Consider the following 24,222-nt stretch of genomic DNA (forward strand, 5'->3'; position numbering starts at 1 on the left):
CCTATGGTTGCGCCGCTGATAAAGACGACGACGGCAACGCCACCGATACAAAAGCCGCCTGTGGCGCGCCGGTCCCCGCCGCCCACGCGCCCCGCGCCGACCGCGCAAGCGCCGGCCACCGCGCGCGCGCCGGCCAACCTGCCCCAGGTGCAGCGCCAGGCGGGGAACCAGGCGGTGCGGCAGCTCATGACGCCCCTCGCCGCCGTATCGCCCGCGCCGGAGATGGCTCCGCCTGCGCCGGAGATGGCTCCGCCTATGCCGGAGATGGCTCCGCCTATGCCGGAGATGGCTCCGCCTGCGCCGGAGATGGCTCCGCCCATAGCGGTGGAGGCAATCACCGCGCCGGGTATGCCGGTTTCGCCGCCGATGCAGCGCACCCAGGGTGAGGTGGGGCGGGTAGAAGGACGTGGGGGAGGAGAAATGCCGGCATCTCCCCCCTCCCCGCCGCGTGAAGAAAAAGCCACCATCGCCCCCCCTGCCGCCGTTGTTGCCGGTGGCGCCGTTGCCGGCCAACCCGCCGGCGCCGTGGCCGACGGTGGCGCGGATTTCCTGGGATCGCTGGCGGCGACCTCACCCAGCGCCTATCCGCAAGCGTTGGTGCAGGCGCGCGGCACAGTCGGTGCGCTACACCAACAACAAAAAAACGACTTGCAGGCCAGCTACCCCGTGATTGAAAAACCGACAGGTTTACCCAGGGGCGGCAAGGCCGGGGGTGCGCCCACGCAAATTCCTCCGGGTGATGCGCCTGACCTGGACGTTGCCGGCAGCGGCGCGGCAACCCCCTACAGTACGGATCATCAGGCGGGCGTGGGAGCCGTGCCCGGCGGTGATGTTTCCACGGCAGCGGCGGAGCCAAAGGCGGAAGAGGGCAGTTGGTGGGACTGGCTGGTGGGGCGCGTTTCCGGCTTTCTGGGACAGCTTCCCACCAGCGACGCGGGTGTCAACACGTCGGCGGGGGAACGTCCGCCCGTGGACCTGAGCGGAGCCGCCGATCCCGCGCAGGCGGGCCAGTTCCAACAGCAGGCGGGCCAGGGCGTGATGGCACAGCGGGCGCAGGCGGACCGCGCCGTAGCGGCGGATTTTGGCGAAAACAACATCTATCCCACCGTGCCGGCGGAGATGCTGCAATCCGCCTATCAGCCGGGGGCGGCGGGCGGGGGCGGGGGCGGTATTGTGGTGCCACTTATGCCGGCAGCAGCGGGCGCAGCGTTGGATCAGGGTCTGGCAGGATGGCCGCGGGCACAGGTCGCGCCGCAAATGGCGGCTTATCAACAGAACCAGATGACGTATGCGCAGCAGTCGCGGCAGGCGCGCCTGGAAGGGGAGCAGCGACTGGCGGCGGAAACGGAACAAATTCGCGCGCAGCAGGGGGCCGCGCAACAGCAGGCGCAGCAGGGCGTGGCGGCGCGGCGGCAGCAGTGGCAGGAGGAGAATCGGCAAATCCAGGCGGAATTTGAGGGCAAGGCGACGGAGCGGCAAAGCCAGGTGGGCGAGCAGATCGCGGACAAGGTGAGTGGCACAGACCGCGCCGTGGAAGAGAAGTTGTCGCAGGCGGAGAACGAGGCGGCGACGGAGCAGCAGAAGACGGAAGAAAAGGCGGCGACGAAGAAAAAGGAGTACGAGAACAAGCCACGCAGTTTTTGGGAATCGGTGAAGGGGGGCGTGGCGGCGGTGTTCACGACGTTGCGCCAGGCGGTGAACACGCTTTTTACGGAATTGCGGGCGTTTGTGAAGAAGACGATTGAGGCGGCGAAGCAGGTGGTGCGCGGCCTGATTGACATGGCCCGCGACACGATTATCGGCTACATCAAGGGGTTTGGCCTGTTTTTGAAGGGGTTGGTGACGGTGGCGCTGGCCGCTTTCCCGGAAACGGCGGCGCAGGCGCGCGACTGGATTGACCGGCAGGTGGATGGGGCGGTGGAGGTGGTCAACCAGGCGGCGGAGACGCTGAAACAGATAGCGGACGGGATTCTGGACGGGGTGGCAGCGGGGCTGGATGCGGCGTTGTCGGCGATGCAGGCGGCGACGAACCTGATGTTGGATGTGATGGAAGCGGCGGTGATGGTGCAGTTGCAATTGATGGAGATGTTGGCGCGTCTGTATGAGATGCTGCAACCTTATTTGCCCTTGCCGGAGGGCTTACGCCGCCTGGCGAACCAGTACGAGCGGAAGCTGGCGCGGCTGCTGGATCGGCTGGCGGTGATGTTGGGGTTGAAGCCGGGGGCGGTGACGAAGGGGTCGCTTGGTTTTGGCGGGGAGGCGGCGGGGGGGGGCGCGCCGATCTCGCCGGAGGCGCTGGTGGGTCAGATTCAGGCGAGTTTGCCCGTTCCTGTGGGGGCCTCTCCGTCTGGCGGAGGGGGGTTGCCGGCATTTGGGGAAATGGCCGCGCTGCCGGGCATGGGCGGGGGCGTGGTGCTGGCGGCGGGTGGCGGTAGTGGGGGGGGATTGGGGCCGCGAATGCCGGCAGGCGGTTGTGGATTGTGTTATGGGACACCGAAGGCAGCGGGCATTGCCGCGCATAACCTGATCCAGGCCCAGTTCCTTACCTTCAACCCGTTTGGCAGAAAGGAAGTGACCATTCGCGCCCCTGGCGACGACACCCCGCCCGACGGTGGGCGGCTGGACCTGGCGGTGCGCACGGGCTTCAACAGAATTGAAATCGGCGAAATCAAGCCGGGCAACACGGGCGCGGTGGCCGCCGGTTTTGGGCAGTTGTTTTTTTACGAAGAGGTTCTGAAGAAAATGCTGCCCAACGTGGAAGTAGGGCGATTGCGCCGCCCGGTCATTTCCCCCATGCCATTCCCCACGCTCTCCCCGCAGCCGGGCTGTACGACGCAATCCCTGATCGTGCTGCCGCCCGTTGATGGCCTGTATGCTTACATCTGCAAACCGAGCTTCAGCGAATTGATGGCCCGCGGCTGTGGCTGCCAGCCCAAAAAGGATGACGAGAAGGAAAAAGAGAAAGAGAAGGAGCGCAAGAAGAAGGAGGAAGAGGAGAAGAAGAAGAAAGAAAAGGAGAAGGAGAAGGAGAAGGAAAAGGAGAAGGTGAAGGAGATTGATTGGGATGGCGTGCGCGAAGTTGTGGCGACGGTGGCGCTGATCATAGCGATTTTGTTGCTGATCGCGTTGCTGATCGTTGGAATCATTGCCATTGTTGCGCCTGTGCCGGAGCCGATCCATAAGGTTCTGGGGGTGCTGCTGGCGATTGCCAGCGCCGTCACCTTGATCGCGTTGATTGCGCGTGTCTCACCGGAAGAGGAAACGCCCGTGGCATAGCGGGGAGGTTGCTTGATGGCGGAAACGACGAAGACCCATGCGCCCCCGGAGCGAGAAGGGGCGCGGCGCGTTGTGCAGCCACTCCGTATGGGGACGGATCGTCGCCGCGTGGGCAGCGGGTTGGCGCGGCAGAGTCGTCCCTGGTTGCAGTTGCAGCGAGATGCCGGCAATCAAGCCGTCAATCAACTCTTCTCGCAAGAACGCCCTACCGGGGGCGACCTGTTACCCGCCGTCACCACGCCTGTGTCCCTGGTTGCCGAACCCGCGGTAATCGAACCCCCGTCATCGTCAGAATCAGCCATAACGTCAGAGCCAACGCCAGCCCCAGAGCCAACTTCAGCCCCAGAGCCAACGCCAGCCCCGGAGCCAACCGCCACGGAGGATTCTCCTGCAGTGGTAGAGTCCGCTGCCGTAGCGGACGTCCCTACCGCCGCGGAACCCACGACCACGACGGAATCGCCCACGTCGGCGGAACCCGCGCCCGCCCGCCGCCGGGGTTCCCCGCCTGCCGCGCCAGAACGGGAAACGAGAGGCCGCGTCGGCGCCGATGTTCCCCAAATCGGTGGGGGCATGATAGGGGGTGGGGGGATGGCCCCTGCCACGGGCGCGCCGGCCAGATCGCCCGCGGTGGACACCAGCAGCGCGGAGCGTTTGCTGGAATCCCTGGCGGCTGCCGCTCCCAGCGCTTTCCCGGAGGCCGTCGCATTGGCAAGGGCCGCATCGGGGCAGGTGCAGCAACAAGAGAAAGGCGCTTTGCAGGCCAGTTTCCCGCAAATTGAGCGCCCCACGGGTTTGCCACGGCAAGCGCGGCGACTGGCGGCAGCGCCTGTTGCGCTGAGACGGGGTGAGGCGCCCGCGCCGGAAAGTCCGGGGAGCCGCGCCGGAGCCGCGCCGGAGACTCGCCGGGACGTTGCCGTTGGTCCGATTCCTGGCGCGCAGGTTTCCACCGCCGCTGCCGAACCGGGGGGCGAGAATGAGGGGAGTTGGTGGGACTGGTTGGTGAATCGGGTGCGTGCTTTTCTCAGCCAGCTTCCCATTTCCGATACGGGGGTTTCCACTTATGCCGGCACACGCCCCCAGGTAGATTTGACCGGAGAGGCCGATCCGAATCAAAACCAGCGACAACAACAAGCCGCGGACGTGGAAATGTCCCATCAGCGAGCGACGGCGGACGGCGCCTCCCTGGTTCCTTTTGGCGAAAATGACATCTATCCCACGGTTCCGACGGAGACACTAAGTCCTTCCTACCGGCCTGCGCCGCCGACGGCGTCCATGGGGCGAGGTGGGGTGGTCGGAGGTGGTTCCGACCAGGCGCGCGCCCTCTTTGACCAGGGCGCGGCGCCATGGCTGCGCCAGCACGTACAGAACCAGGTGCAGCAGCGGCAGCAGAACCGCATGGTTTATGAGCAGCAGTCGGCGGAAATTCGCGCCAGCGGCCAGCGCCAGATCGCCGATGAGACGGTGCGCGTTCGTGGGGAGCAGGAGGGAATGCAGGAGCAGGCGCGCGCGGATGTGGCCGCGCAGCGTGAAAGCTGGCGGGAAGAGAACCTCAGAATTCAGCAAACATACGCCACGCAATCGGCGACAAGACGGCAAGAAGTTGACCAACAAATTCAGAACAGGGTGCGGACGGCGGAGACCGAGGCGGACACCACGATGACGCGCGCGGAGAACCGCGCGGAGCAGGAGCGGGTGGCGGCGGAGGCGAAAGCGGCGGCGAAGAGACGGGAAGCAGAGAATCGTCCGCGAAGCTGGTGGGATCGGGTCAAGGGGGCTGTCTCCGATGCATTTGCGGCCATTAAGCGGGCCATCAACGATATATTCGATGCGCTGCGCAAACTGGTGAAACAGATTATCGAGGCCGCGAAAGTGGTGGTGCGGGGCATCATTGAAGCGGCGCGCGTGGTCGTCGTGGGGTTGATCAGGAGCTTTGGCGCTGTTCTTAAAGGGTTGGTGACGGTGGCGCTGGCGGCTTTCCCCGAGGCGGCGGCCCGCGCGCGTGACTGGATTGACCGGCGCGTGAATTCGGCTGTCGATGCCGTCAATGCTGCCGCGGAAATCTTGAAAGAGGCGGCGGATACGATTCTGGACTGGGTTGGCGAAGCGCTGGACACGGCACTCTCTGTCTTGCAGGCAGCGTTCAACCTGGCTTTGGATATTCTGGAGTTCCTGACGTTAGGGTTGGTTGAGCTACTACGGCTGCTGCAAAAGCTGATTGAGCTGCTGGCTCAAATTGGCCCCATGATGCGGGCGATCTGGGACCTGATTCAAAATCCTGAGCCGGCGATTGAAGCCATCAAGCAATTTCTGGGCGGCCTCATTGCCCAGGTTCCGGCGCAGGCCAGGGCGATTGCGCGAGGGGCCATCACTTTTAGTGACCCACCCGCCAATCATTGGCAGGGCATTTGGGAACACCTGGAGCCGAAGCTGGATTATCTGGCGACCAACTGGTGGGAGGTGATCAAGCAAACGGCGTGGTTTATGATCTGGCCGTTTGACGAGGATAGTCCTATCTGGAAGGAGGGGCCGGAACTGTGGGATACTATCGGTGAGGCGTTTGACGCTGTTTGGGCGGGGGATTTTAATCGGGCGCTGGACAAATACCTGCGCGTGCAGCAGTTGATTGTCAATATCGCCAACTTGTTTTATGGATGGGTGTTCCTGGGGCTGGTGATTGGCTACGGGATTGCCGGGGGGATTGCGGGTGTGGAAGTGGGGGTGGTTCCGGGTATTATTGCCGGCATGGGCGTGGGCGCGGGCATCGCGGCGGACATTGGGCTTGGCCTCCTGGCCGCCACGGCTGCCGCCGAAGGGGCTGTGTTGGCGAAAGCTGGCTATGACCTGATATTTGGCTCGCAAACCCCCCAGGAGAACGACAATGACTATGAGGATATTGCCAGCAGCGGCCTGGTTTTGGCTATTATTGGCGCGTTGTTATTGCTTGGCTCCCTGGCATCCCGTTTTGGCAAGGCGATCCTGTCGCGCGCGGGCCGGGTCGTGGGCGCCGCCGTCCGCGCCCTTTTGGGGCCGCGCGCGGCGGAGGTGTTGGAAGCCGCCCTGAACCGCATCCGCCTGAAAGTCGCCGAGATCCAGGCGCGGCTGCGCGGCGAAGGAAGATTTAAGTTCAAGAACAGCCCGGTGACCGCCGCCAGCTATGAAGGGCCGGCCAGGCGGCTTCATCCAGAGCGTTTTGACGAGATCATTACCGAACTGGATCGCAACGGCATCGAGATCAATGTGCGGGATGCGGGCGACCCGTGGACGGGGAGCTATCAACCGGGTAGAAGCCCGGGTGAGCCGGGTCAGATGAATGTTCACCGTGACGTTGACCTGCGCACGCTGGAACATGAGTATAAACATTTCGTGGACGACAGGGCGGGCGGCTATCCTGGCCTGCGGCATTACCTGGAGAATCCCGAAGTGATGTGGGAAATGGAGCGGGCGGCGTATGATCGGGAGATCGAACTGGTCAACGCGGATGGCTCTCTCTCGGTGGAGGATAGAGCGGCCATTGTCCGGGAACTGGAAGCGGCAAAGGCCAGGGAACGCGCATACTACCTGGGAAGCGAGGAGTAGCGGGCATGGAGAGGATACCCATTGAGACGCTGCGGGAGATGTGGCGCAAAGGGGGCGTGTTTGGAGACTGGCGGCGTCGCTTGCGAGACGGGTATGCACCTGGAGAGCGTTACTTTGAGTTTGGCTTGATGCCGGAGCGCCATCACGGATGTCACTACCGGGTTGTGCTGAACCATCACGTTCCGGTCTGGTTATGCCCGGCGGGGAGCACTTTTCGCAGCATCTACGTGATTCGACCGCAAAACGAGCGTGCCGGAGAGGTAGAAATCAGGGAAGCGGACAGGAAGGCCGGCGTGCATTATCATACTTTCTTTGTGACGGAAGAAGCGTATGCCGGCATGTTAGCGGATGCAGCGCACATTTTTGCTCTCTATGAGGATGAAGACAGCGTCTGTTTTTGGAGCATCCCCCATAAATGGTTTGGCGAAACGGGCCTGATTCGGTTCATTTCCGAGAAGATAGCTGCCACAGACGAATTCCGCGATCTGGATCTGGGTCGAGAAAGCTGGTATTGGCCGTAGCGGGGTGATTGTTGTGGTGGGGGGGAGAATGCCGGCATTTTGCCCCAGCATAACCACGCCTTCCAGACCGTGATGTTGCCTGACCCCTTGCGCTCACCTGCTTTACGAACTTTGCCCCCCTGACAACGCGCCCATTTGGCCCCGCCGAGGCGCCAGAGGTGAGGTCAGGCGCCCGCCGTGCGCGCGAATGGATGGACCCTAAGCCCGCCCTCTCTTGGGTGGCGCAGCCGTTCCCAAGCCCTGACACAGGCGGCATCACGGATCGGCGCGCCTACCGCTGCCAGAGACCGTGGTGGATACCGCCCTGGATGTAGATGGCGAAGGTACCGTGGCCGGGGATCTCCAACGGCGGGTGGGCGATCTCGCCGCCAGCCTTCACCGCGGCGGAGACGGCTGCTTCAATGTCGTCCACCAGCCAGTAGGGCCGCACCACCGGCTCCTCTGTCTCCTGCAAGGGTGCCCGCACCCCCACCAGCCCGCCGCCCGGCAGCGCGGCCGTCCGGGCGTTACCGAGCCTGGCATCCGGATCGCCGAACGGCGTCCCGTTCGCTGCGGCGTACGCATCGCACACCGCGTCGACCTCCCTGGTCACGATTTCCAGATAGTGAATCTGCATGATTCATTCTCCTTTGACGTCTAACGCCACCGTCAGGCTTTTTCTTCCTTGCGCGACCCATCAAATAACTCGTATGCCCGTATCCAATATCTCTTTTACAAGTGGGTTGCTCGGCGTGAAGTCTTTAGGATTGAAAGGCAAGACCTCCAAATCTGTGCTGACCGCAATCGTGATTTTGCGAATTTTGTTCTTGTCTATGAAACGAATGCCCTCGAATTCGTGCGAAACCAATGCTAAATCAATGTCACTCCATTGATTCGCCTGCCCGCTGGCATAACTACCAAACAAGATTGCATCCTGAATTTGAAATCCATGCTCTCTGAGTGAAGTCAGGTATTGTGCGATTATTCGTCGAATGTGATTTGGGATGTCAGCCATGAGATAAACTCCTTGATTCTGACGAAATAGCCCTCCGCAAATTCTCTGGTGCAGAGCTTGTAAAACTCGCTGCTTAACTTGTTCGTGAAATCGGGGGACAGGCTAACGTCGTTTAGTCTACGAAGATTTTGGGTAACTACTAAGCCAGATTGGACCAATTTTCTCTGGCGAAAAGAGTCACTGAGCGCGTGAAATTGGTCCAATCTCCAGAGAGCGTTAGCAGTTACGATTTTGGAATGAGTATGGCTCATTGTTCTGAATGAACAGGCGGAACGTTAAAAGAATGGCGTCTCTCGCCGAGCTTTTTTATCCACGAAAAATGTACCTGACCCAGAAGAATTGTATGTTATTTTCGCCAAATAGCTATGTTGTGTACAATGGCAATAGGAGTGATTTTCTACGACAAACGTAACTGCTAAGCCAGATTGGACCAATTTTCTCTGGCGAAAAGAGTCATTGAGCGCGTAAAATTGGTCCAATCTCCAGAGAGCGTTAGTAGTTACCGACAAACTTAGGATAAGCCCCGTGTGCTTGGCCTGGCGGGGGCAACGGAATAAGCGTATATGAGTTGGATCAGGCGTTGCATTCTCTACAGGAACGCTGGACGCGGTTCGTCCCGTAAAGACACCCCATGACGCAATTGACCGCCGACATTGTTATTTGCGGCGCCGGCATTGCCGGCATCGCCGCCGCCTATCACCTCACCGTTCACCAGGGCGTCCCCCATGTGCTGCTGGTTGACGAACGCCCGCCCCTCACCCTCACCAGCGACAAATCCACCGAAGCGTACCGCAACTGGTGGCCCGGCCCCGACGCCGCCATGCGCCAGCTCATGAACCGCGGCATCGACTTGCTAGAAACGCTGGCTCAGGGAAGCGACAATCGCTTCCTCCTCAACCGCCGCGGCTACGTCTACGCCACCGCCGACCCCGCGCGCGCGGCGGCCATGCGCGCCGAAGCCGTGGCCGCCACGGACATGGGCGAGATCCGCCAGCACATGGGGCAGCCCGCGGATCCGCCCTACGCGCCCGTCGTCGCTGAAGGTTTCGCCGATCAGCCTGACGGCGTAGACCTCCTGCTTGATCCCCGCCTCATCCGTCAACACTTTCCCTATCTCTCGCCGCGGACGGTGGCCGTGCTGCACGCTCGCCGCTGTGGCTGGTTCAGCGGACAGCAGTTGGGCATGCTGTTGTTGGAACAGGCCAAACGGCACGGCGCGCAGCTTATGACCGGACGGGTGATGGCCGTGCGGCAGGCGGGGGGGCGCGTGGCGGGCGTGACCGTGCGGCAGGCGGATGGGCATGTGGATGTGCGCACCGATTGTTTCGTGAACGCCGCCGGTCCCCTGGTGAACGAGGTGGCCGCGCTGCTGGGGGTGGACCTGCCCGTTTTCAGTGAGCGACACATTAAGGCGTCATTCAAAGACATACTGGGCGTTATCCCCCGCGACGCGCCGCTGCTGATCTGGGAGGACGCGCAGTATTTGCCGTGGAATGACGCGGAGCGGGACTGGCTGGCGGAGGCGACGGATACGCGCTGGCTGCTGGAGCCGTTCCCCGGCGGCGTGCATACGCGCCCGGAGGGGGGCGGCGATAGCCGGAACGTGCTCATGCTCTGGGCCTATCACCCGCAAGCGGTCGCGCCCGTTTTCCCGTTGCCCGATGATCCTACCTTCCCGGAGGTGGTGCTGCGGGGCATGGCGACGATGATTCCGGGCCTTGCCGCTTACTTTGAGCAGATGCCACGCCCTTACGTGGATGGCGGTTACTACACCAAGACGCGGGAAAATCGGCTGTTGAGTTGCCCGCTGCCCGTGTCTGGCGCGTATCTTCTGGGGGCGCTTTCCGGCTATGGGCTGATGGCGGCGCTGGCGGCGGCGGAGTTGCTGGCGGCGCATGTTGTGGGGGGGGCGATGCCGGCATACGCGCCCGCTTTTGATCTGCGCCGCTATGAGGATGACGCTTACCTGCGGCAGATTGAGGACTGGGCGGGAAGTTTGCAGTTGTAGTTTGAACGACTTGAATAATGGGACGTTTTGGGTCTGCGAGCTTCCGGGAAGGTTTCTTGGTACATGTACAATAAACGGTTAACAACTATGGACAAACGACGCACGGCACAAGGGGCAAAAACATTGGCGGGGGGCTACTACACGTCCGCGGAGGTGTGGCGCCGGGAGTGGGAGCGGATTTTTGCGCGGCATTGGCTGTATGTGGGGCGGTCGGCGCAAATGGATGCGCCAGGGGCGTATGTGCTGGTGGAAGTGGGGGAGGAGAGTTTGATTTTGACGCGGGATGAGGCAGGGGTGGCGCGTGGGTTTTATAATGTATGCCGGCATCGCGGCACACGCCTCTGCGCCCAATCCCCCGGCCAATTCTCCCACACCATCCAGTGCCCCTACCACGCCTGGACCTATGACCTGGCGGGCAGCCTCATCGGCGCGCCCAACATGCACGAAGTGGCCGACTTCCGCAAAGCGGATTACCCGCTGGTTCCCGTGGCCGTGGCCGAGTGGGAGGGGAACCTTTTCCTCAATCTGGCGACGGACGCGCCACCGCTGACGCAGGCGCTGGCCCCGATCTGGGATAAGTTCGCGGCCTGGCGATTGGCGGAACTGGTGGTGGCGCGGGAGACGGTTTATGAGGTGGCGGCGAACTGGAAGCTGATCTTCCAGAATTATTCGGAGTGCTATCACTGCCCGACGCTGCATCCCGTGTTGAACCGTTTGACGCCTTATCGAAATGCCGGCAACGACCTGGAAGAAGGCGCGATACTTGGCGGACCCATGACCCTCTCCGATGGCGTGACCAGCATGACCCTCAGCGGGCAGCGATGCGCCCCGCCCCTGGGCGACGTTCGCGGCGCGGACCTGGGGCGCGTCTACTACTACACCTTGTTCCCCGGCATGTTCCTCAGCCTCCACCCCGATTACGTCCTCATCCACCGCCTGCAACCGCTGGCCGTGGATCGCACCCGCGTCATTTGCCAGTGGCTTTTCCACCCCGACGCCCTGGCCCGTCCCGACTTCGACCCCGAGGGCGCGGTGGCCTTTTGGGACATGACCAACCGCCAGGATTGGGAAGTATGCGAACTATCGCAGCAGGGCGTTAGCTCCCGCGCCTACACGCCTGGCCCCTACGCGGAACTAGAAAGCATGATTGCCGCCTTCGACCGCGCTTACTTACACGCCCTGCAACTGCCAGTCTGAAGAGGTTCCCTATGTCCACCATCGTCGTCGTCCAAAAAGAAGGAAAAATCGTCATCGGCGCGGATACGCTGACCAAGTTTGGCGGCAGCAAAGAACACGCCGACTACATCCTCAACTCCTCCAAAATAATCCGCGTTGGCGACACCTATATCGGCTCCGTGGGGCACGCCTCCTGGCCGCTGGTGCTGGCAAGTTGCTTTCAGGATTGGGAACAGCCGCCCGCCTTCCACAGCGTGGAGGCCATTTTTGAGACGGCCCAATCGCTGCACCAGCAGTTGAAGGAGCGGTACTTCCTCAACGCGCACCGCGACAACGAAGACTCCTTTGAGGATTCGCGCCTCTACTGCCTGCTGGCGAATGCGCGCGGCATCTTTGGCCTCTATTCGCTGCGGTCGGTGCAGCAGTACAGCCGTTTTTATGCCTTCGGATCGGGGAGCGACTACGCGATGGGAGCCATGCACGTCCTATACGGGACGTCGGCCACGGCCTATGAGGTGGCGCGGGCGGCGCTGACGGCGGCGGCGGCGTTTGATGGCAGTACTGGCGATCCGTTCGACCTGTTTGAGCTAGATGCCTTGCTCGAATAAAGCCTGCCGGTCGCATCAGCAGTGCGTGCAGATTGGTTCATTCTTGGGGAATGAACCAATCTGAAAAGGGTCGGTAAATGCGCCCCTAATGCTTTATAGCGACAAACGACTTTCATAGGTCAGCAGACGCCATCCGTGTCCCTGCACCGCCAGAGCGGCGGCGTAACCGGACGCGGGATTGAACCCGTACAGCGACCAGCGGGCCACGTCGTCCGGGTCGGGCGCGACGGAGAGGAGACGCGCGGGTTCGCCGGGAGCAAAGGCGACCTCGAACTGGTCTAGCGGGCGGGAGAGACCCAGGCCAATCCCTTTGATATATGCTTCCTTGCGTGTCCAACAATCGAAGAAGGCGCGCTGACGGTGCGGAGAGGGCATTTCCGCTAGCCGCGCCCGCTCGCCCGGGGCGAAGAACTGCCCGGCAATCCCCATCATGTCGTCCAACGGGCGCACCTGCTCTACATCCACCCCCACGGCCCCCAGCCGCGTCACCGCCACCAGCGCCATCTCGCCCGAATGGGAGAGATTAAACTGCACGCCCTGGTCCTCGTGCAGTCGCGGCTTACCCCGCGCACCGTAATCAAAGCGTAACTCCGCGGCCGGTTCGCCCACGTAGCGGCTGAGAATGAGGCGCAACATACCCCGCGCCGTCACAAAAGCCTGGCGATGGCGGGCAAAAACGAACGCCCGCGCCCGTGCCGCTTCATCCGCCGCCAGCAGCGGCCATAACCGGTCCGCCGCTGCCGCCTGCGTCAGCCACACCCGCCATAGGTGTACCTCATTGTGTTCCAGCACCGCCGTTTCCGGCGCTGCCTGCCATGTCAGGTCTGACATCCTGTTCCTTACTTTTCAAATAGGACAACTTTTTCCGTAGTCCGATTTTCCAAATCGGACAACATTCTCCGTAGTCCGATTTTCTAAATCGGACACCACTTTTGACGCCTGTTGGGTACGGGTATATTGAGATGTTGCCCTATTGTATGCTGTCGCGCAGATGCCGGCACAATGGCTCCGCCAACGCGCCCATATGCTCAGGTAAAAACAGCGTCTCGTGATTACCGGGGATGATTTCAATTTCAATGCCGGCATCCGTCAAAGCCGCCCACTTCACCTGATGCCGCCCCGTGTGCATCGCATTCGCATACAACGTGATCTTCCCCCCATAGGCGCGTGGCTGGTAGCGGAAACGCGCCGCAAACGCCACATCCCGCAAATGCCGCATCCGCCGCGCCGCTCCCTCGCCTGCCGTGCCTTCTGGCGGCGGGGGCACAGCCCGCAGCAAACGTCGTCGCTGCACCAGGTAAGCAATCCGCGCAATCACCCGGTCCAACCGATTCCCCGTTTCCGCTCCCTTATTTTCCAACGACCGCGGCGGATCCCACACATGATGCGTCGCGTTCGGCGGAATCAGCGTATCAATCACTGCCAGATGCGCCACCTGCTCCCCCTGCGCCCACAACTGCTGCGCCATCTCAAAAGCCACAATCCCCCCCAGCGCGTGGCCGCCAATCCGGTACGGACCATGCGGCTGCACTGTCCGCACCGCCTGCAAATAATAAGCCGCCATATCCTCAATCGTCTCATGCGGCAATTGCCCCGGTTCCAGACCCAACGGCTGCACCCCATACACAGGCCATTCCGGCCCCAGATGGCGCGCCAGCGGCAGCAGGCTTAATACTGTTCCCCCATCATCCGGCACGCAAAAGAACGGAGGCCGTGCCGTAGCCACTTCATCGCCGCCGGACAGCCGCGTCAGAACGTGCCACGTCATCGCCTCGCCCCGCTCCAGCCACGCCGCCAGTCCGGCCAGCGTCCCCGCCTGCGCCAACGCCGTCAACGGCACATACACGCCCAACTGCTCCTGAATGGTCGCGCACAGATACGCGGCATGCAAAGGATTCCCCGCCGTTTCCTCCAGCCGCTCCGTCATGCCCACTTCGCGCCCCAGGATATTTCGCCAGATGGACGCCAACTGGCGCTCCAGAGCGCTGTGTGGCGGAGACGGTTGGCCCGTTTGTTGCGCCGCCGGGGCAGAGGTTGGCGGCAGCGATGGCGCAGGGCGAGCAGCCACCCGCGGCTGACCGCCGCGCGCCTCCGCCTGGGTGCTGTCCGCCAGTGCCTTGTCGCGGGTATGGCGGAGTTTGTTTACCAATTCTTGCAGATGCGGCTGTTGCAGCATCGTCAGGTGGTTGCCGGGGATGATGTGAATGTCCACCCCCGCCGTGGTCAGTTCCGCCCAGTTCAGCAGCCGCCCACCCGTCACCTCACTGTTGGAGAACAGCGTGATCCGCCCCGCATACACGCGCGGCTCATAGTTCAGGCGCGCCTGGAAGTGCGCGTCGGAAGTCTCTTTTATGTAGCGGGCTTGCGGACCGAACACGTTGGGCAGGATGCCTTCTTCCTGTCTGATCTGTCGCAGCCGCCGCACCCACATCAACTGCTTCAACGGTCCCCGGCGCAGCAAATACATGCCGCGATAGAGATAATGGCGGACGGCGGAGACGCCGTCGCCGTCCGTGTCGGCGCTGCGCCATACTTGCAGCGTGGTGTGCGGGGGAACCAGCACATCTAGCACGGCCAGCATCGCCACTTTTTCCCCCTGGCGCTGCAACTGCTGCGCCATCTCGAAGGCCACGATGCCGCCAAAACAACGCCCGCCCAGCAAATAGGGGCCACGTGGCTGCACGGTGCGTAGTTCGCGCAGATAGTGGGCGGCCATCTCTTCCACTCGGTTGTGGGGCGCATGTCTGCCATCCAGCCCCAATGGCTCCAGACCGTAAACGGGCTGATCTGGCCCCAGGTGGCGCGCCAGTTCGGTGAAGGTGAGGACGGTGCTGCCGTTTGGCGGGACCAGGAAGAGGGGGGGCTTGCTGCCTTGGGGGTGTAAGGGAACCAGCGAGGTCAGTTCAATCTCGCGGGGTAGTTCGTATTGAAAGCGTGCGGCTAACTGGCGCGCGCGTGGTCCCAGTGGGCGGGGCAGGCGCACGTTTTTCCACGCATCGGCCAGGCTGGCGTCAATGCCCCGATGTTCCAGAAAACGGGGATCGCCGATTTGCAACGATTGGGCGTAAATGCCATCCGTCATGCGATCCCCTTCATAGGGGCGCAGCATGGCGGGGTGGAAGGGGAGGCCGAGAAAGGCGCAGACACGGCGCATCGTGGCTTCCGGCTGTCGCACCAGTTCCTCGTAATGTACCAGGAGCTTGCGTTCCGGGGGGATGTTGTGCAAGAATTCGCGCGTGTTTTGGTTGGATGCCACCCATATTTCTTCCGCCAGATGCAGCGGATCGCCCATGTTGTCGCCAAGCAGACGATCCAGGCGGGTGCGTATGGAGGAGTCAATAGCGGCGTAGGGGTGGCGCACCAGGTGAATGTATCGGGGGGCGTCGAAAAGGGTTTCGGCGCGGTCCAGGGTGGCGCGTTGGAAGGCGTAGGAGGGTGTTTTGTCCAGCAGCAGGCGGGGGTGCGCGGCTTGCTGTAGTTCAGCGTAGACTTCTTGGATGGGACGATTGGCTTGCAGCCAGGCAGCCAGTTTTGCTTTGCTGCCGGCAGCATCCAGGTCAAAAAGGGACATCACGGCTCGCTGCAAACCTTGGTCGAGATAAGTTTGCGCCAGCGAGGTTTGCCGATCTTGCATCGTGGCATAGGGCAGCAGGTGCAGCTCCGGCGGGGAAAACAGGTCAGGGTGGCCGGCCAGCATGACGCGCAGCAAGGTGGAGCCGGAGCGGGGGCCGCTGAGGAGGAAAACGGCAGGGGGATTTTTGACGGTGGGGGGATGGTCGGCGTGGTTGGTTTTGCCGTTTAGCCGCGGCGCGGGATGGGAGGGGGCCAGGATACGGGCGGCGGCGATGGGCACGGGCGTGGGGGCTTTGTCGTGCAACTGCGCGGCGAGGTAGGCGGCCAGGTCGGTGAGGGAGGGGCGGTCGAATATCTCGCGCATGAAGAGGCTTAGACCCAGGTCGGTTTGGAACTGGCGGATGAGTTCCATGACCATGATGGAGTCGAGGCCGAGTTCGACGATGCCGCGAGTGGTGTTAATGTCGGATGCCGGCATTCGCAAAACATGCCCCACCCGCTGCCGCAAATAATCCGTCAGCAACGTGGGCCAGCCCGCGGGTGCGGCACTCTCCAGTTGGCGGCGAATGGGTGTGTTGGCGGGGAGCATCGGCGGGCTGGGCGGCTGCGCCCCCAGGTGGGACAGAATCGGTTGGGGTGCGCCCATTTCATACACGCCGCGGAAGGTGCGCCAATCCATATCCACGACCAGCCGTTGCGTCATGCCGCCGCGCAAGATCTGCCCGAGCGTGTCCAGGGCGGCCGCGGGGGGCATGGGGCGCATCCCCAGGCGGCGCAGGTACGCTTCCTGCCCCGTTTTCACGCTCATGCCGCCGTCCGCCCATGCGCCCCAGTTGACGGACAATGCCGGCATTTCCCGCTGCCGACGATAATGAGCAAAACTATCCATAAACGCATTCGCCGCCCCATAATGCGCCAGGTCCTTCGACCCCAACGCCCCCGCCAGCGACGAAAACATCACAAAATGCGTCAGATCCATCTCCGTCGTGAGCGCGTGCAAATGCAGCGTCCCCGCCACTTTGGCGTGCAGCGCCGCCTGCAAAGCGGCGGGCGTCAGCGCCGTCAGCGGTTGCGGCGCGGCCACGCCCGCCAGATGGAACACCCCCCGTGGCGGCGGCATCAATCCTTCCCCTTGCAGCGCCGCCAGCCGCGCAAACGCCGCTTCCAGGCTGGCGCGGTCGCCCACATCCGCCGTCAACAGCAGCACCGTCACGCCGGCTGCTTCCAGGTCGCGGATCGTGGCAATCGGCTGGCTGAAATGCCCATTTCCTGCGGCCGCATTCCACTCCACGCGCGGCGGCAGCGGCGTGCGCCCCAACAACGCCAGACGGCGCGCCCCGTGCCGCGCCAGCCAACGCGCCAGCGCCAGCCCCAGGTCGCCCAATCCCCCCGTGATTAAATAGGTGGCATCGGCGGGGAAGTGCGGCGGCGGCAGCGGTTCCAGGGGGGCCGGATGCGCGCGCGGAGCCAATGCCTGCCCATCACGGAAAGCGATCTGTCGTTCGAGGCCAGGATGCTGCAAATAGGCCAGCAGCGCGTCCACCTCACCCTCCGGTTGCGCGGGGTCCAGGTCCACCAGTCCCCCCCACAGGTCGGGGTGTTCCAGCGCCAGGGCGCGCCCAAAGCCCCACAGCAGCGCCTGCGCCGGGCGCAGCGGCGCGGCGGTGGCCGGCTGCGCGCCGCGCGTGACCAGCCAGAGGCGCGGTGGCTGATGGCGGCGGGCCAATGCCTGCGCCAACTGTAGCACCGGGACCAGGTCGGGGGAATACTCCGGGTCGCCGTCTATGCTCCACAGATAGACAATATGCGTAGTGGGCTGTGCGTCCAGAATGTCTGACCAGTCGGCGGGGCAGTTGCTGACCAGTTGGGGGAAGCTGCCCGTTTGCCGCAGACGGTCGGTAAGTTCCTGGCTGAGGCCGTTGGCGGGGCCGAGGATGAGGCAGTGGCGATGCGCCAGACCGCTGCCGTTGCGCCCGGCGGGGGCAATGAGCGGCTCCCACCGCATTTCGTATAGCCAATCGGGGGAAAAAGAAAGAGGGGAAGACGTCGCCGGGAGTGCGGCGGGATCGCGCCACGGCGGCGGCGTGGGCAGCCAGTAGCGCCGACGCTGCCACGGGTAGCGGGGCAGGGGGATTCGTCGGTCTTGCGGCTGTACGGCAGCCCAATCCACTTCCCAACCCTGCACGTACAGCGCCGCCAATGCCTGCCGCATCTGCGCCAGTTCATCCTGGTCCCGCTTCATTGAGGTCAGGACCACGCCTGCCTGTCCATGCTGCCGCAAGCTCTGGCTGATGGAGGGGGCCAGCACGGGGTGTGGGTTGAGTTCGAGGAAGGTGGTGCAATCGTCCGCCAGCATCTGGCGCATGGCCGCCGCGAACTGCACCGGCTGGCGCATGTTGGCGCTCCAATAATCGGGGCCTGGCGTCGCGTCCGCAACCCGCGCGCCCGTGACCGTGGAGTAGAGGGAGAGGGCCGGGCGGCGGGGTTGGATGCCCTCCAGAGCGGCGACCATTTCCGGTTGCAGCGGCGTCATTTGTGGGCTGTGCGAGGCGTAATCGACGCGCAGGAATTCGCTATGGATGCCCTGGTCGTCCAGCGCGGCGCGCAGTTGGGTCACGCCGTCGGGGCTGCCGGAGAGGACGACGGAGGTGGGATTGATGGCGGCGATGTCTACGTGTGCTTCGTAGCCGCGCAGGGCGGCGCGGGCTTCCGCCTCGGTGAGTTCGACGATGAGCATTTTGCCCTGGCCTGCCGTGGTCTGCATTAGCCGTCCGCGATGGTAGATGACGCGCGCGCCATCTTCGAGGCTGAGCGCGCCGCTGATGCAGGCGGCGGCGACTTCGCCCATGCTGTGGCCGACGACGGCGTGCGGCTGGACGCCCCAACTGCGCCAGAGGGCGGCCAGGGAAAGTTGCAAGGCAAACAGGGCGGGCTGGGTGATGTCCGTCTGGTCCAGGCGGGATTCTGCTTGCGGGCGGGTCAGTTCTTGCAGCAGGGACCAGCCGGTGTAGGGGCGCAGCAGGCGGTCGCACTGCTCCATGACGGCGCGGAAGACGGGTTCGGCGGCCAATAGCTGCCGCCCCATGCCCCACCATTGTGGCCCCTGTCCGCCGCAGACGAAGACGAGCCGCGCCTGCCGGTTGGGGTGTTTTTCGTCGCGGAACAGGGGTGGCGCGGCGGGGGTGTCGGGGGCGGCGGCGAAGGCGCGCAGGTGAGTGATGGCAGCGGCGGCGTCGGTGGCGACGAGGGCGAGGCGGTGGTCGTGGTGGTCGCGGCGGCGGCTGGCGGCGGCGGCGACGGTGGTCAGGTCGGGTTCGGTTTGTAGGAGGTGGGCGTACCGTTGGGCCAGGTCGGCCAGGGCTTGTGGGTCGCGGGCGGAGAGGGGGAGGAGGGTGGGGTGTGGGGTGTGGGGCGTGGGGCGTGGGGCGTCTTGTGGGATGGGGGCGTGGAGGACGACGTGGGCGTTTGTGCCGCCGAAGCCGAAGGCGCTGATGCCGGCAATTCGCTTTCCATTCTCGTCCGGCTGCCAGGGGGTGAGTGTGTCTTGCACGCGCAGGCGCAGGTTAGTGAAGGGGATGGCCGGGTTGGGTTCGCGGTAGTGCAGCGAGGGGGGGATCTGGCCGTTTTGCAAGGCGAGGGCGACTTTGATGATGCCGGCAATGCCGGCAGCCGCCTCCAAATGTCCCAGATTGCTTTTCACCGAACCGATGTGGCAGGGTTTGTCCGCTGTGCGGTCGCGCCCCAGCACCTGGCCCAGCGCGGCGGCTTCGATGGGGTCGCCCAACGCCGTGCCCGTGCCGTGGGCTTCCACGTATTGCACCCGTTGCGGGGGGATGCCGGCATTGTCATAGGCGGCGCGGAGTACGGCTTCTTGAGCGGCGCGGTTGGGCGCGGTGAGGCCGTTGCTGCGTCCGTCCTGGTTCACGGCGCTGCCGGCAATCACCGCGTAAATCGTATCGCCATCTGCCTGCGCCTGGGCCAATGGCTTCAGCACCACCACGCCCGCGCCCTCGCTGCGCACATACCCGTTGGCGCGCGCGTCGAACGGTTTGCAGCGGCCATCGGGGGCCATGAAGCCGGCCTGGCTGAAATTGACGGTGACGGTGGGGGAGAGGATGAGGTTGACGCCGCCGACGAGGGCTAACCGGCACTCGCCCTGCTGCAAGCTGTGCCGGGCGTAGTGCAGGGCGACGAGGGAGGCGGAGCAGGCGGTGTCGATGGCCAGGCTGGGGCCGTGCAGGTTGAGGAAGTAGGAGAGGCGGTTGGCGGCGATGCTGAGGGCGCTGCCTGTGCCAATGTAGGCGTCGCTGATCTGGCTGTCGTTGAGCTGCATCTGGCCGTATTCCATGCCAGAGATGCCCACGAAGACGCCTGTGGATGTGCCGCTGAGTTGGTGGGGGGGGATGCCGGCATCTTCCAACGCCTCCCACGCCACTTCCAACAACAGCCGTTGCTGCGGGTCCATCCGCTCCGCCTCGCGCGGCGAAATGCCAAAAAAGGAGGCGTCAAACTGGTCAATTGCCGGCAAGAACCCGCCCCAGCGGGTCGTCATCTTCCCCGGCTGCGTTTCCGCCGCGTAAAATGTCGCCGCATCCCAGCGCGTGGCGGGCACTTCCGTGATGGCGTCCCGCCCGTTTGCCAGCAGGTCCCAGAACGCTTGCGGGCCATCCGCGCCGGGGAAACGGCAGCCCAGGCCGACAATCGCCACCGCGTCGGAGGATTCCGTGACTGGCGTGGGCGGCGGCTCCGGGGCGTCGCCGGCCAGGGCGCGGGCGAGCGCGGCAATGGTGGGGTGTTCGTAGAGGAGGGTGGGAGGGAGTTTACGTCCCAACCATGTTTCCAACTCGCCGGACAGCCCAACCGCGGTCACGGAGTCCAGCCCGTAGTCGGCCAGCGGGGTGTCTACGCGCATTTGTTGGGGACCGATGCCGAACTGGCGCGCCAGCCGCTGCACCAGCCACGAGACGAGGGGCGTGGGGCGCGGGGCGGGTGATGGGGCGGGCGTGGTTTCCTCCTGCCAGGTGGCCAGGGCGGGGAGGGTGTTGTTTAGGAAGGCGGCGCGGCTGGCGTGTCGCTGGATTTTGCCGCTGGAGGTTTTGGGGATGGTGGAGGGGGGGAGGAGGGTAATGGCCTGGGGGGTGATGTCGTGCGTGGCGGCGATGGCGGCGCGGATGGCGTCGATGATGGGGGCGTGGTCCGGTTGTGCCGTGTTCCGCCGCAGTTCGGCGACGATGCCCAGTTGTTCCGTGCCGGCATTTTCCAGACCAAAGGCGGCGACACAACCAGCGCGCACGGCGGGATGGCTCCGTTCCACCGTAAACTCAATGTCCTGGGGATAATGGTTGCGCCCGCGCACGATGATCAGGTCCTTGATGCGTCCGGTGACGAACAACTCCCCATCGTGCAGGAAACCGAGGTCGCCGCTGCGTAAGAAGGGGCCATCATCGTCATTCGCCAGGCGGGCGTGGAAAACCTCTTCTGTCTCTTGCGGGCGCTGCCAGTAGCCGCGGGCTACCGTGGGGCCGGCGATCCAGATTTCGCCGATTTCGTCCGGCGCGCAGGGGGTGCGCGTGTCCGGGTGGACAATCCGCACGGTGGTGTCCAGGAAGACGCGCCCGGAGCTGACCAGTGTCCGCGCCGCGGGGTCGGCGGCGGGGGTGGGGGTGACTTTGTGCTGCTCCAGCGCGGGACCGGAGATGTGGCGGATGATGGGTTCGACGGCGACGTGGCCGCCGCTGACCATAAGTGTGGCTTCGGCGAGGCCGTAGCAGGGGTAGGCGAAGCGGGATTGGAAGCCGGCGTCGCGGAAGGTGGTGGCGAATTGGGTCAGGGTGTCGTGGCGCACCGGTTCGGCGCCGTTGTAGGCGGTTTCCCAGCAGCTAAGGTCGAGGGTGGCGTGTTGGGCGGGAGTGATTTTGCCGGCACAAAGGGCAAAAGCGAAGTTAGGTCCGCCGCTGTGGGTTCCGCGGTAGCGGGAGATGGCTTGCAGCCAGCGGATGGGCTGCTGCAAGAAGGTGGTGGGGGGAAGGAGGATGCCGGGGAAGCCACCGTAGACGGGTTCGAGCAGGCCGTCAATAAGGCCCATGTCGTGAAAAGGGGGCAGCCAGCAGACGGAGACGCTGTGGGGACCGAGGGCGAAGCCGGTGTAGATGTAGGCGAGGTTGTAGAGGAGGTTGGCGTGGGTGACGACGACGCCTTTGGGGGTGGCGGTGGAGCCGGAGGTGTATTGCAGGTAGGCGATGGTGTCGGGGGTGATGGCGGGGGGGTGCCAGGCTGGGGCGGCGGGGAGGGTGGCGGCGTCGAGCCAGCGCAGGGCGGCGAGGTCGGGGAGGTCGGGGAGGCGGCGGGTGATTTCGTGGAGGATGGGGGCGGAGGCGAGGGCGATGGTGGCTTGGGCGTCGGCGACGATGGCCTGGATGCGGGAGAGGGGGCGATTGGGATGGGGCGGATATGCCGGCACAGCCACCATCCCCGCGTACAAACATCCCCAAAACGCCGCCGCATATGCCAGTCCGGGCGGGTAAAGTAGCAGCACGCGCGCGCCGGGCGCGGTCATTTGCTGTAATTGCGCCGCAATTGCGCCCGCCGCCTGGTCCAGTTCCGCATACGTCAGGCGTTGTTCGTCCGTTTCGCCATCGGCGAGGAACGTGTAGGCAGGCTGTGCCGCCTGGTGCGTAGCACGCCAGCGTAGAGCCTCGACCAGTGTACTAAAATTAGGGGGCGGATTGCGGTTGGGTTCCTGCATACAATCAGACTCCGAGGGGTCCTGGTTGTAGGAAGTTGGCGCTGCAACGCTGAAGGCGGGTGCTCCACCCTGGATCGTAGGATTGGATCACGGTGACTATCTATCAGATTGGGGCCGGCCTGGGGCAGGCGATTTCGCTGACATCATGACGCTTGCCTAGATGTATTGTACGCAACATTGCTTTTGACACAAGTCTATGGCCGACGGCAAGGCCTGCAGCCGAGGGGGAAGGGGACAATGCCGGTGGGGATAGGCGTGGGCGGGGAGTCAGGCGTCCAGGAAGAAACGGATGGCACGCTGCAAGCGGCGCGCCCAGGCGGCTTCTTCGTGGCGTCCCTCTTTTTCTTCGACGTGGAGAAGCTGGTGGACGGGGCGATACCCTTTTTGTACCAGGAGGCGTTTCAGGCGGCGCACGCGGCCATAGTATTGACGGGAGGCGGCGTGCAGCAGCAGGTCGGCGCGGAATCCGGCGTACTCGCGCGTGCCGGCATCCAGGTAAATCTTCCCCGGCTGATAAGGCACATCCTCCGCGTAGCGCAGCAGCGCCTCATTGGCAAACCAGACGGAAGGACTCATCACGCCGGCAAAGCCAAAGACCTGGGGGCGGTGGAAAAAAGCGTAGAGGCTGATCAGGCCGCCCATGGACGATCCCATGATGCCGGTGGCGCTGGCGGCGGGGTGGGTGCGAAAATCCGCATCAATGCACGGCTTCAATGTGTTGGCAATGAAGTCAACGTACTTGTGGCCATCGCCACCGCCATGACGTGGGTCACGGAAGGGGCTGTACTCGTCCAGGCGTCGCGCGCCCATGTTGGGGATTCCCACCACAATTGCCTCGTAGCCATCCCGGCTCAACGCTTCCATTGTTTCATCCACGCGCCATTCGCCCGCGTAGCTGGTGGCGGCGTCAAACAGATTTTGCCCGTCTTGCATGTACAGGACGGGGTAGCGATGGTGATTACGATGGTAGGAGGGTGGCAGATAGACGAGAATGTCGCGGTGGTTGCGTAGTTGTGGACTCCAGAAACCATACGTGATTCGCACATTACCCACGACGGTGTGGTAATGTCCATTTCTGTGGTCCAGGTAGGAATGCCAGTAAGCCATAACGTCTTGCTGTTGGTCTTGCTGTTTTGCCGGCGGGCGTCATCGTGGATCATTTCGCCGCCGAAGAAAAGATGTAACGGCTAACCCTCTCGTGGGCTGGCCTTATCAAAGCCTTGGCCGATGCCCTGTTGCCTTCGACAGGCTCAGGCAACGGACAAAGTCGTTACGAGAAGGTGGCGAACGATTGACCGCCGCCGCGGGCAAGCCCTTTAGTTTAGGGCTGACGATAGAATAAAACAAGGAATTGCATCGCCAGCGGTGATCCTGGGGCAAATGGTCGCCGGGCCAGCCGCGACTCGCTGCCGTCCTCCGCGCGAAAGTGATACAATTCCTATGGAAAGGTTTGTCCGGTTCTCTGAATCGAACTGTGGATTGGCGATGTCCGATTTGGAGAAGGTTACACAGGCTGCCCGCGCCGTAGGACAATTTGCCAAAATTGTCCCTTCACGGAGGAGGACAATTCAGCGAATTGTCCTACAGCAAGGGATTCAAAATAGAATTGACACATCGCCAGCGAAAATCCTGGACTACAAATGCGGTAGCCGCTTCGGCCAACCGTCAACCGTCAACCGTCAACTGCAAACTGCGCGATCAACTGCCCACGATGAAACAATGGATTGGCGATGTATGGAAAGATT

The 24,222-nt window shown here is 63.5% G+C and carries 11 protein-coding genes; 6 read left to right on the top strand and 5 right to left on the bottom strand.

Annotated elements, in window-relative coordinates; genetic code table 11:
- The first annotated feature begins 3 nt into the window (after positions 1 to 3).
- From H6650_13205 to H6650_13215, 3 genes are read left to right on the top strand one after another with little or no spacing between them, the layout of a single operon-like run.
- Positions 4 to 3,276 carry a hypothetical protein gene (locus H6650_13205; protein MCB8952959.1) on the top strand — a complete coding sequence of 1,091 codons (3,273 nt, stop codon included), beginning with the start codon at positions 4 to 6 and terminating at the stop codon, positions 3,274 to 3,276.
- 15 nt (positions 3,277 to 3,291) lie between these two features.
- On the top strand, positions 3,292 to 6,852 hold the full coding sequence (locus H6650_13210) for a hypothetical protein (GenBank protein ID MCB8952960.1): 3,561 nt from the start codon (positions 3,292 to 3,294) through the stop codon (positions 6,850 to 6,852).
- 5 nt (positions 6,853 to 6,857) lie between these two features.
- Positions 6,858 to 7,373 carry a hypothetical protein gene (locus H6650_13215; GenBank protein MCB8952961.1) on the top strand — a complete coding sequence of 172 codons (516 nt, stop codon included), beginning with the start codon at positions 6,858 to 6,860 and terminating at the stop codon, positions 7,371 to 7,373.
- 271 nt (positions 7,374 to 7,644) lie between these two features.
- On the opposite strand, the gene H6650_13220 is transcribed toward H6650_13215, so the two are convergent.
- Positions 7,645 to 7,989, bottom strand: a complete 345-nt coding sequence (locus tag H6650_13220; protein ID MCB8952962.1) for a hydroxylase — start codon at positions 7,987 to 7,989, stop codon at positions 7,645 to 7,647.
- Between the two features lie 60 nt (positions 7,990 to 8,049).
- A complete protein-coding gene (locus H6650_13225; GenBank protein ID MCB8952963.1) occupies positions 8,050 to 8,367 on the bottom strand; it encodes a nucleotidyltransferase domain-containing protein in 318 nt (105 codons plus the stop codon).
- Between the two features lie 631 nt (positions 8,368 to 8,998).
- On the opposite strand from H6650_13225, the gene H6650_13230 reads away from it, so the two are divergent.
- From H6650_13230 to H6650_13240, 3 genes are all read left to right on the top strand, one after another.
- Positions 8,999 to 10,375, top strand: a complete 1,377-nt coding sequence (locus H6650_13230; protein ID MCB8952964.1) for an FAD-binding oxidoreductase — start codon at positions 8,999 to 9,001, stop codon at positions 10,373 to 10,375.
- A gap of 87 nt (positions 10,376 to 10,462) precedes the next feature.
- Positions 10,463 to 11,572, top strand: a complete 1,110-nt coding sequence (locus H6650_13235; GenBank protein MCB8952965.1) for an aromatic ring-hydroxylating dioxygenase subunit alpha — start codon at positions 10,463 to 10,465, stop codon at positions 11,570 to 11,572.
- Between the two features lie 11 nt (positions 11,573 to 11,583).
- Positions 11,584 to 12,159, top strand: coding sequence for a hypothetical protein (locus H6650_13240; GenBank protein ID MCB8952966.1), 576 nt, complete (start codon positions 11,584 to 11,586; stop codon positions 12,157 to 12,159).
- Positions 12,160 to 12,252: 93 nt separating this feature from the next.
- On the opposite strand, the gene H6650_13245 is transcribed toward H6650_13240, so the two are convergent.
- From H6650_13245 to H6650_13255, 3 genes are all read right to left on the bottom strand, one after another.
- A complete protein-coding gene (locus H6650_13245; protein ID MCB8952967.1) occupies positions 12,253 to 12,990 on the bottom strand; it encodes a 4'-phosphopantetheinyl transferase superfamily protein in 738 nt (245 codons plus the stop codon).
- Positions 12,991 to 13,129: 139 nt separating this feature from the next.
- Positions 13,130 to 22,477 (bottom strand): AMP-binding protein, encoded by a 9,348-nt coding sequence (locus H6650_13250; protein MCB8952968.1) that lies wholly within the window; start codon positions 22,475 to 22,477, stop codon positions 13,130 to 13,132.
- Positions 22,478 to 22,744: 267 nt separating this feature from the next.
- Complete coding sequence (locus H6650_13255; protein ID MCB8952969.1) at positions 22,745 to 23,584, bottom strand: alpha/beta hydrolase; 840 nt, start codon at positions 23,582 to 23,584, stop codon at positions 22,745 to 22,747.
- Between the last annotated feature and the right edge of the window lie 638 nt (positions 23,585 to 24,222).

The organism is Ardenticatenales bacterium, from assembly GCA_020634515.1.
Classification (GTDB): Bacteria; Chloroflexota; Anaerolineae; order Promineifilales; family Promineifilaceae; genus JAGVTM01.

Coding starts and splice junctions, on each gene's coding strand:
- H6650_13205 (MCB8952959.1), top strand. CDS start 4: ATGGTTGCGCCGCTGATAAAGACGACGACGGCAACGCCACCGATACAA.
- H6650_13210 (MCB8952960.1), top strand. CDS start 3,292: ATGGCGGAAACGACGAAGACCCATGCGCCCCCGGAGCGAGAAGGGGCG.
- H6650_13215 (MCB8952961.1), top strand. CDS start 6,858: ATGGAGAGGATACCCATTGAGACGCTGCGGGAGATGTGGCGCAAAGGG.
- H6650_13220 (MCB8952962.1), bottom strand. CDS start 7,989: ATGCAGATTCACTATCTGGAAATCGTGACCAGGGAGGTCGACGCGGTG.
- H6650_13225 (MCB8952963.1), bottom strand. CDS start 8,367: ATGGCTGACATCCCAAATCACATTCGACGAATAATCGCACAATACCTG.
- H6650_13230 (MCB8952964.1), top strand. CDS start 8,999: ATGACGCAATTGACCGCCGACATTGTTATTTGCGGCGCCGGCATTGCC.
- H6650_13235 (MCB8952965.1), top strand. CDS start 10,463: ATGGACAAACGACGCACGGCACAAGGGGCAAAAACATTGGCGGGGGGC.
- H6650_13240 (MCB8952966.1), top strand. CDS start 11,584: ATGTCCACCATCGTCGTCGTCCAAAAAGAAGGAAAAATCGTCATCGGC.
- H6650_13245 (MCB8952967.1), bottom strand. CDS start 12,990: ATGTCAGACCTGACATGGCAGGCAGCGCCGGAAACGGCGGTGCTGGAA.
- H6650_13250 (MCB8952968.1), bottom strand. CDS start 22,477: ATGCAGGAACCCAACCGCAATCCGCCCCCTAATTTTAGTACACTGGTC.
- H6650_13255 (MCB8952969.1), bottom strand. CDS start 23,584: ATGGCTTACTGGCATTCCTACCTGGACCACAGAAATGGACATTACCAC.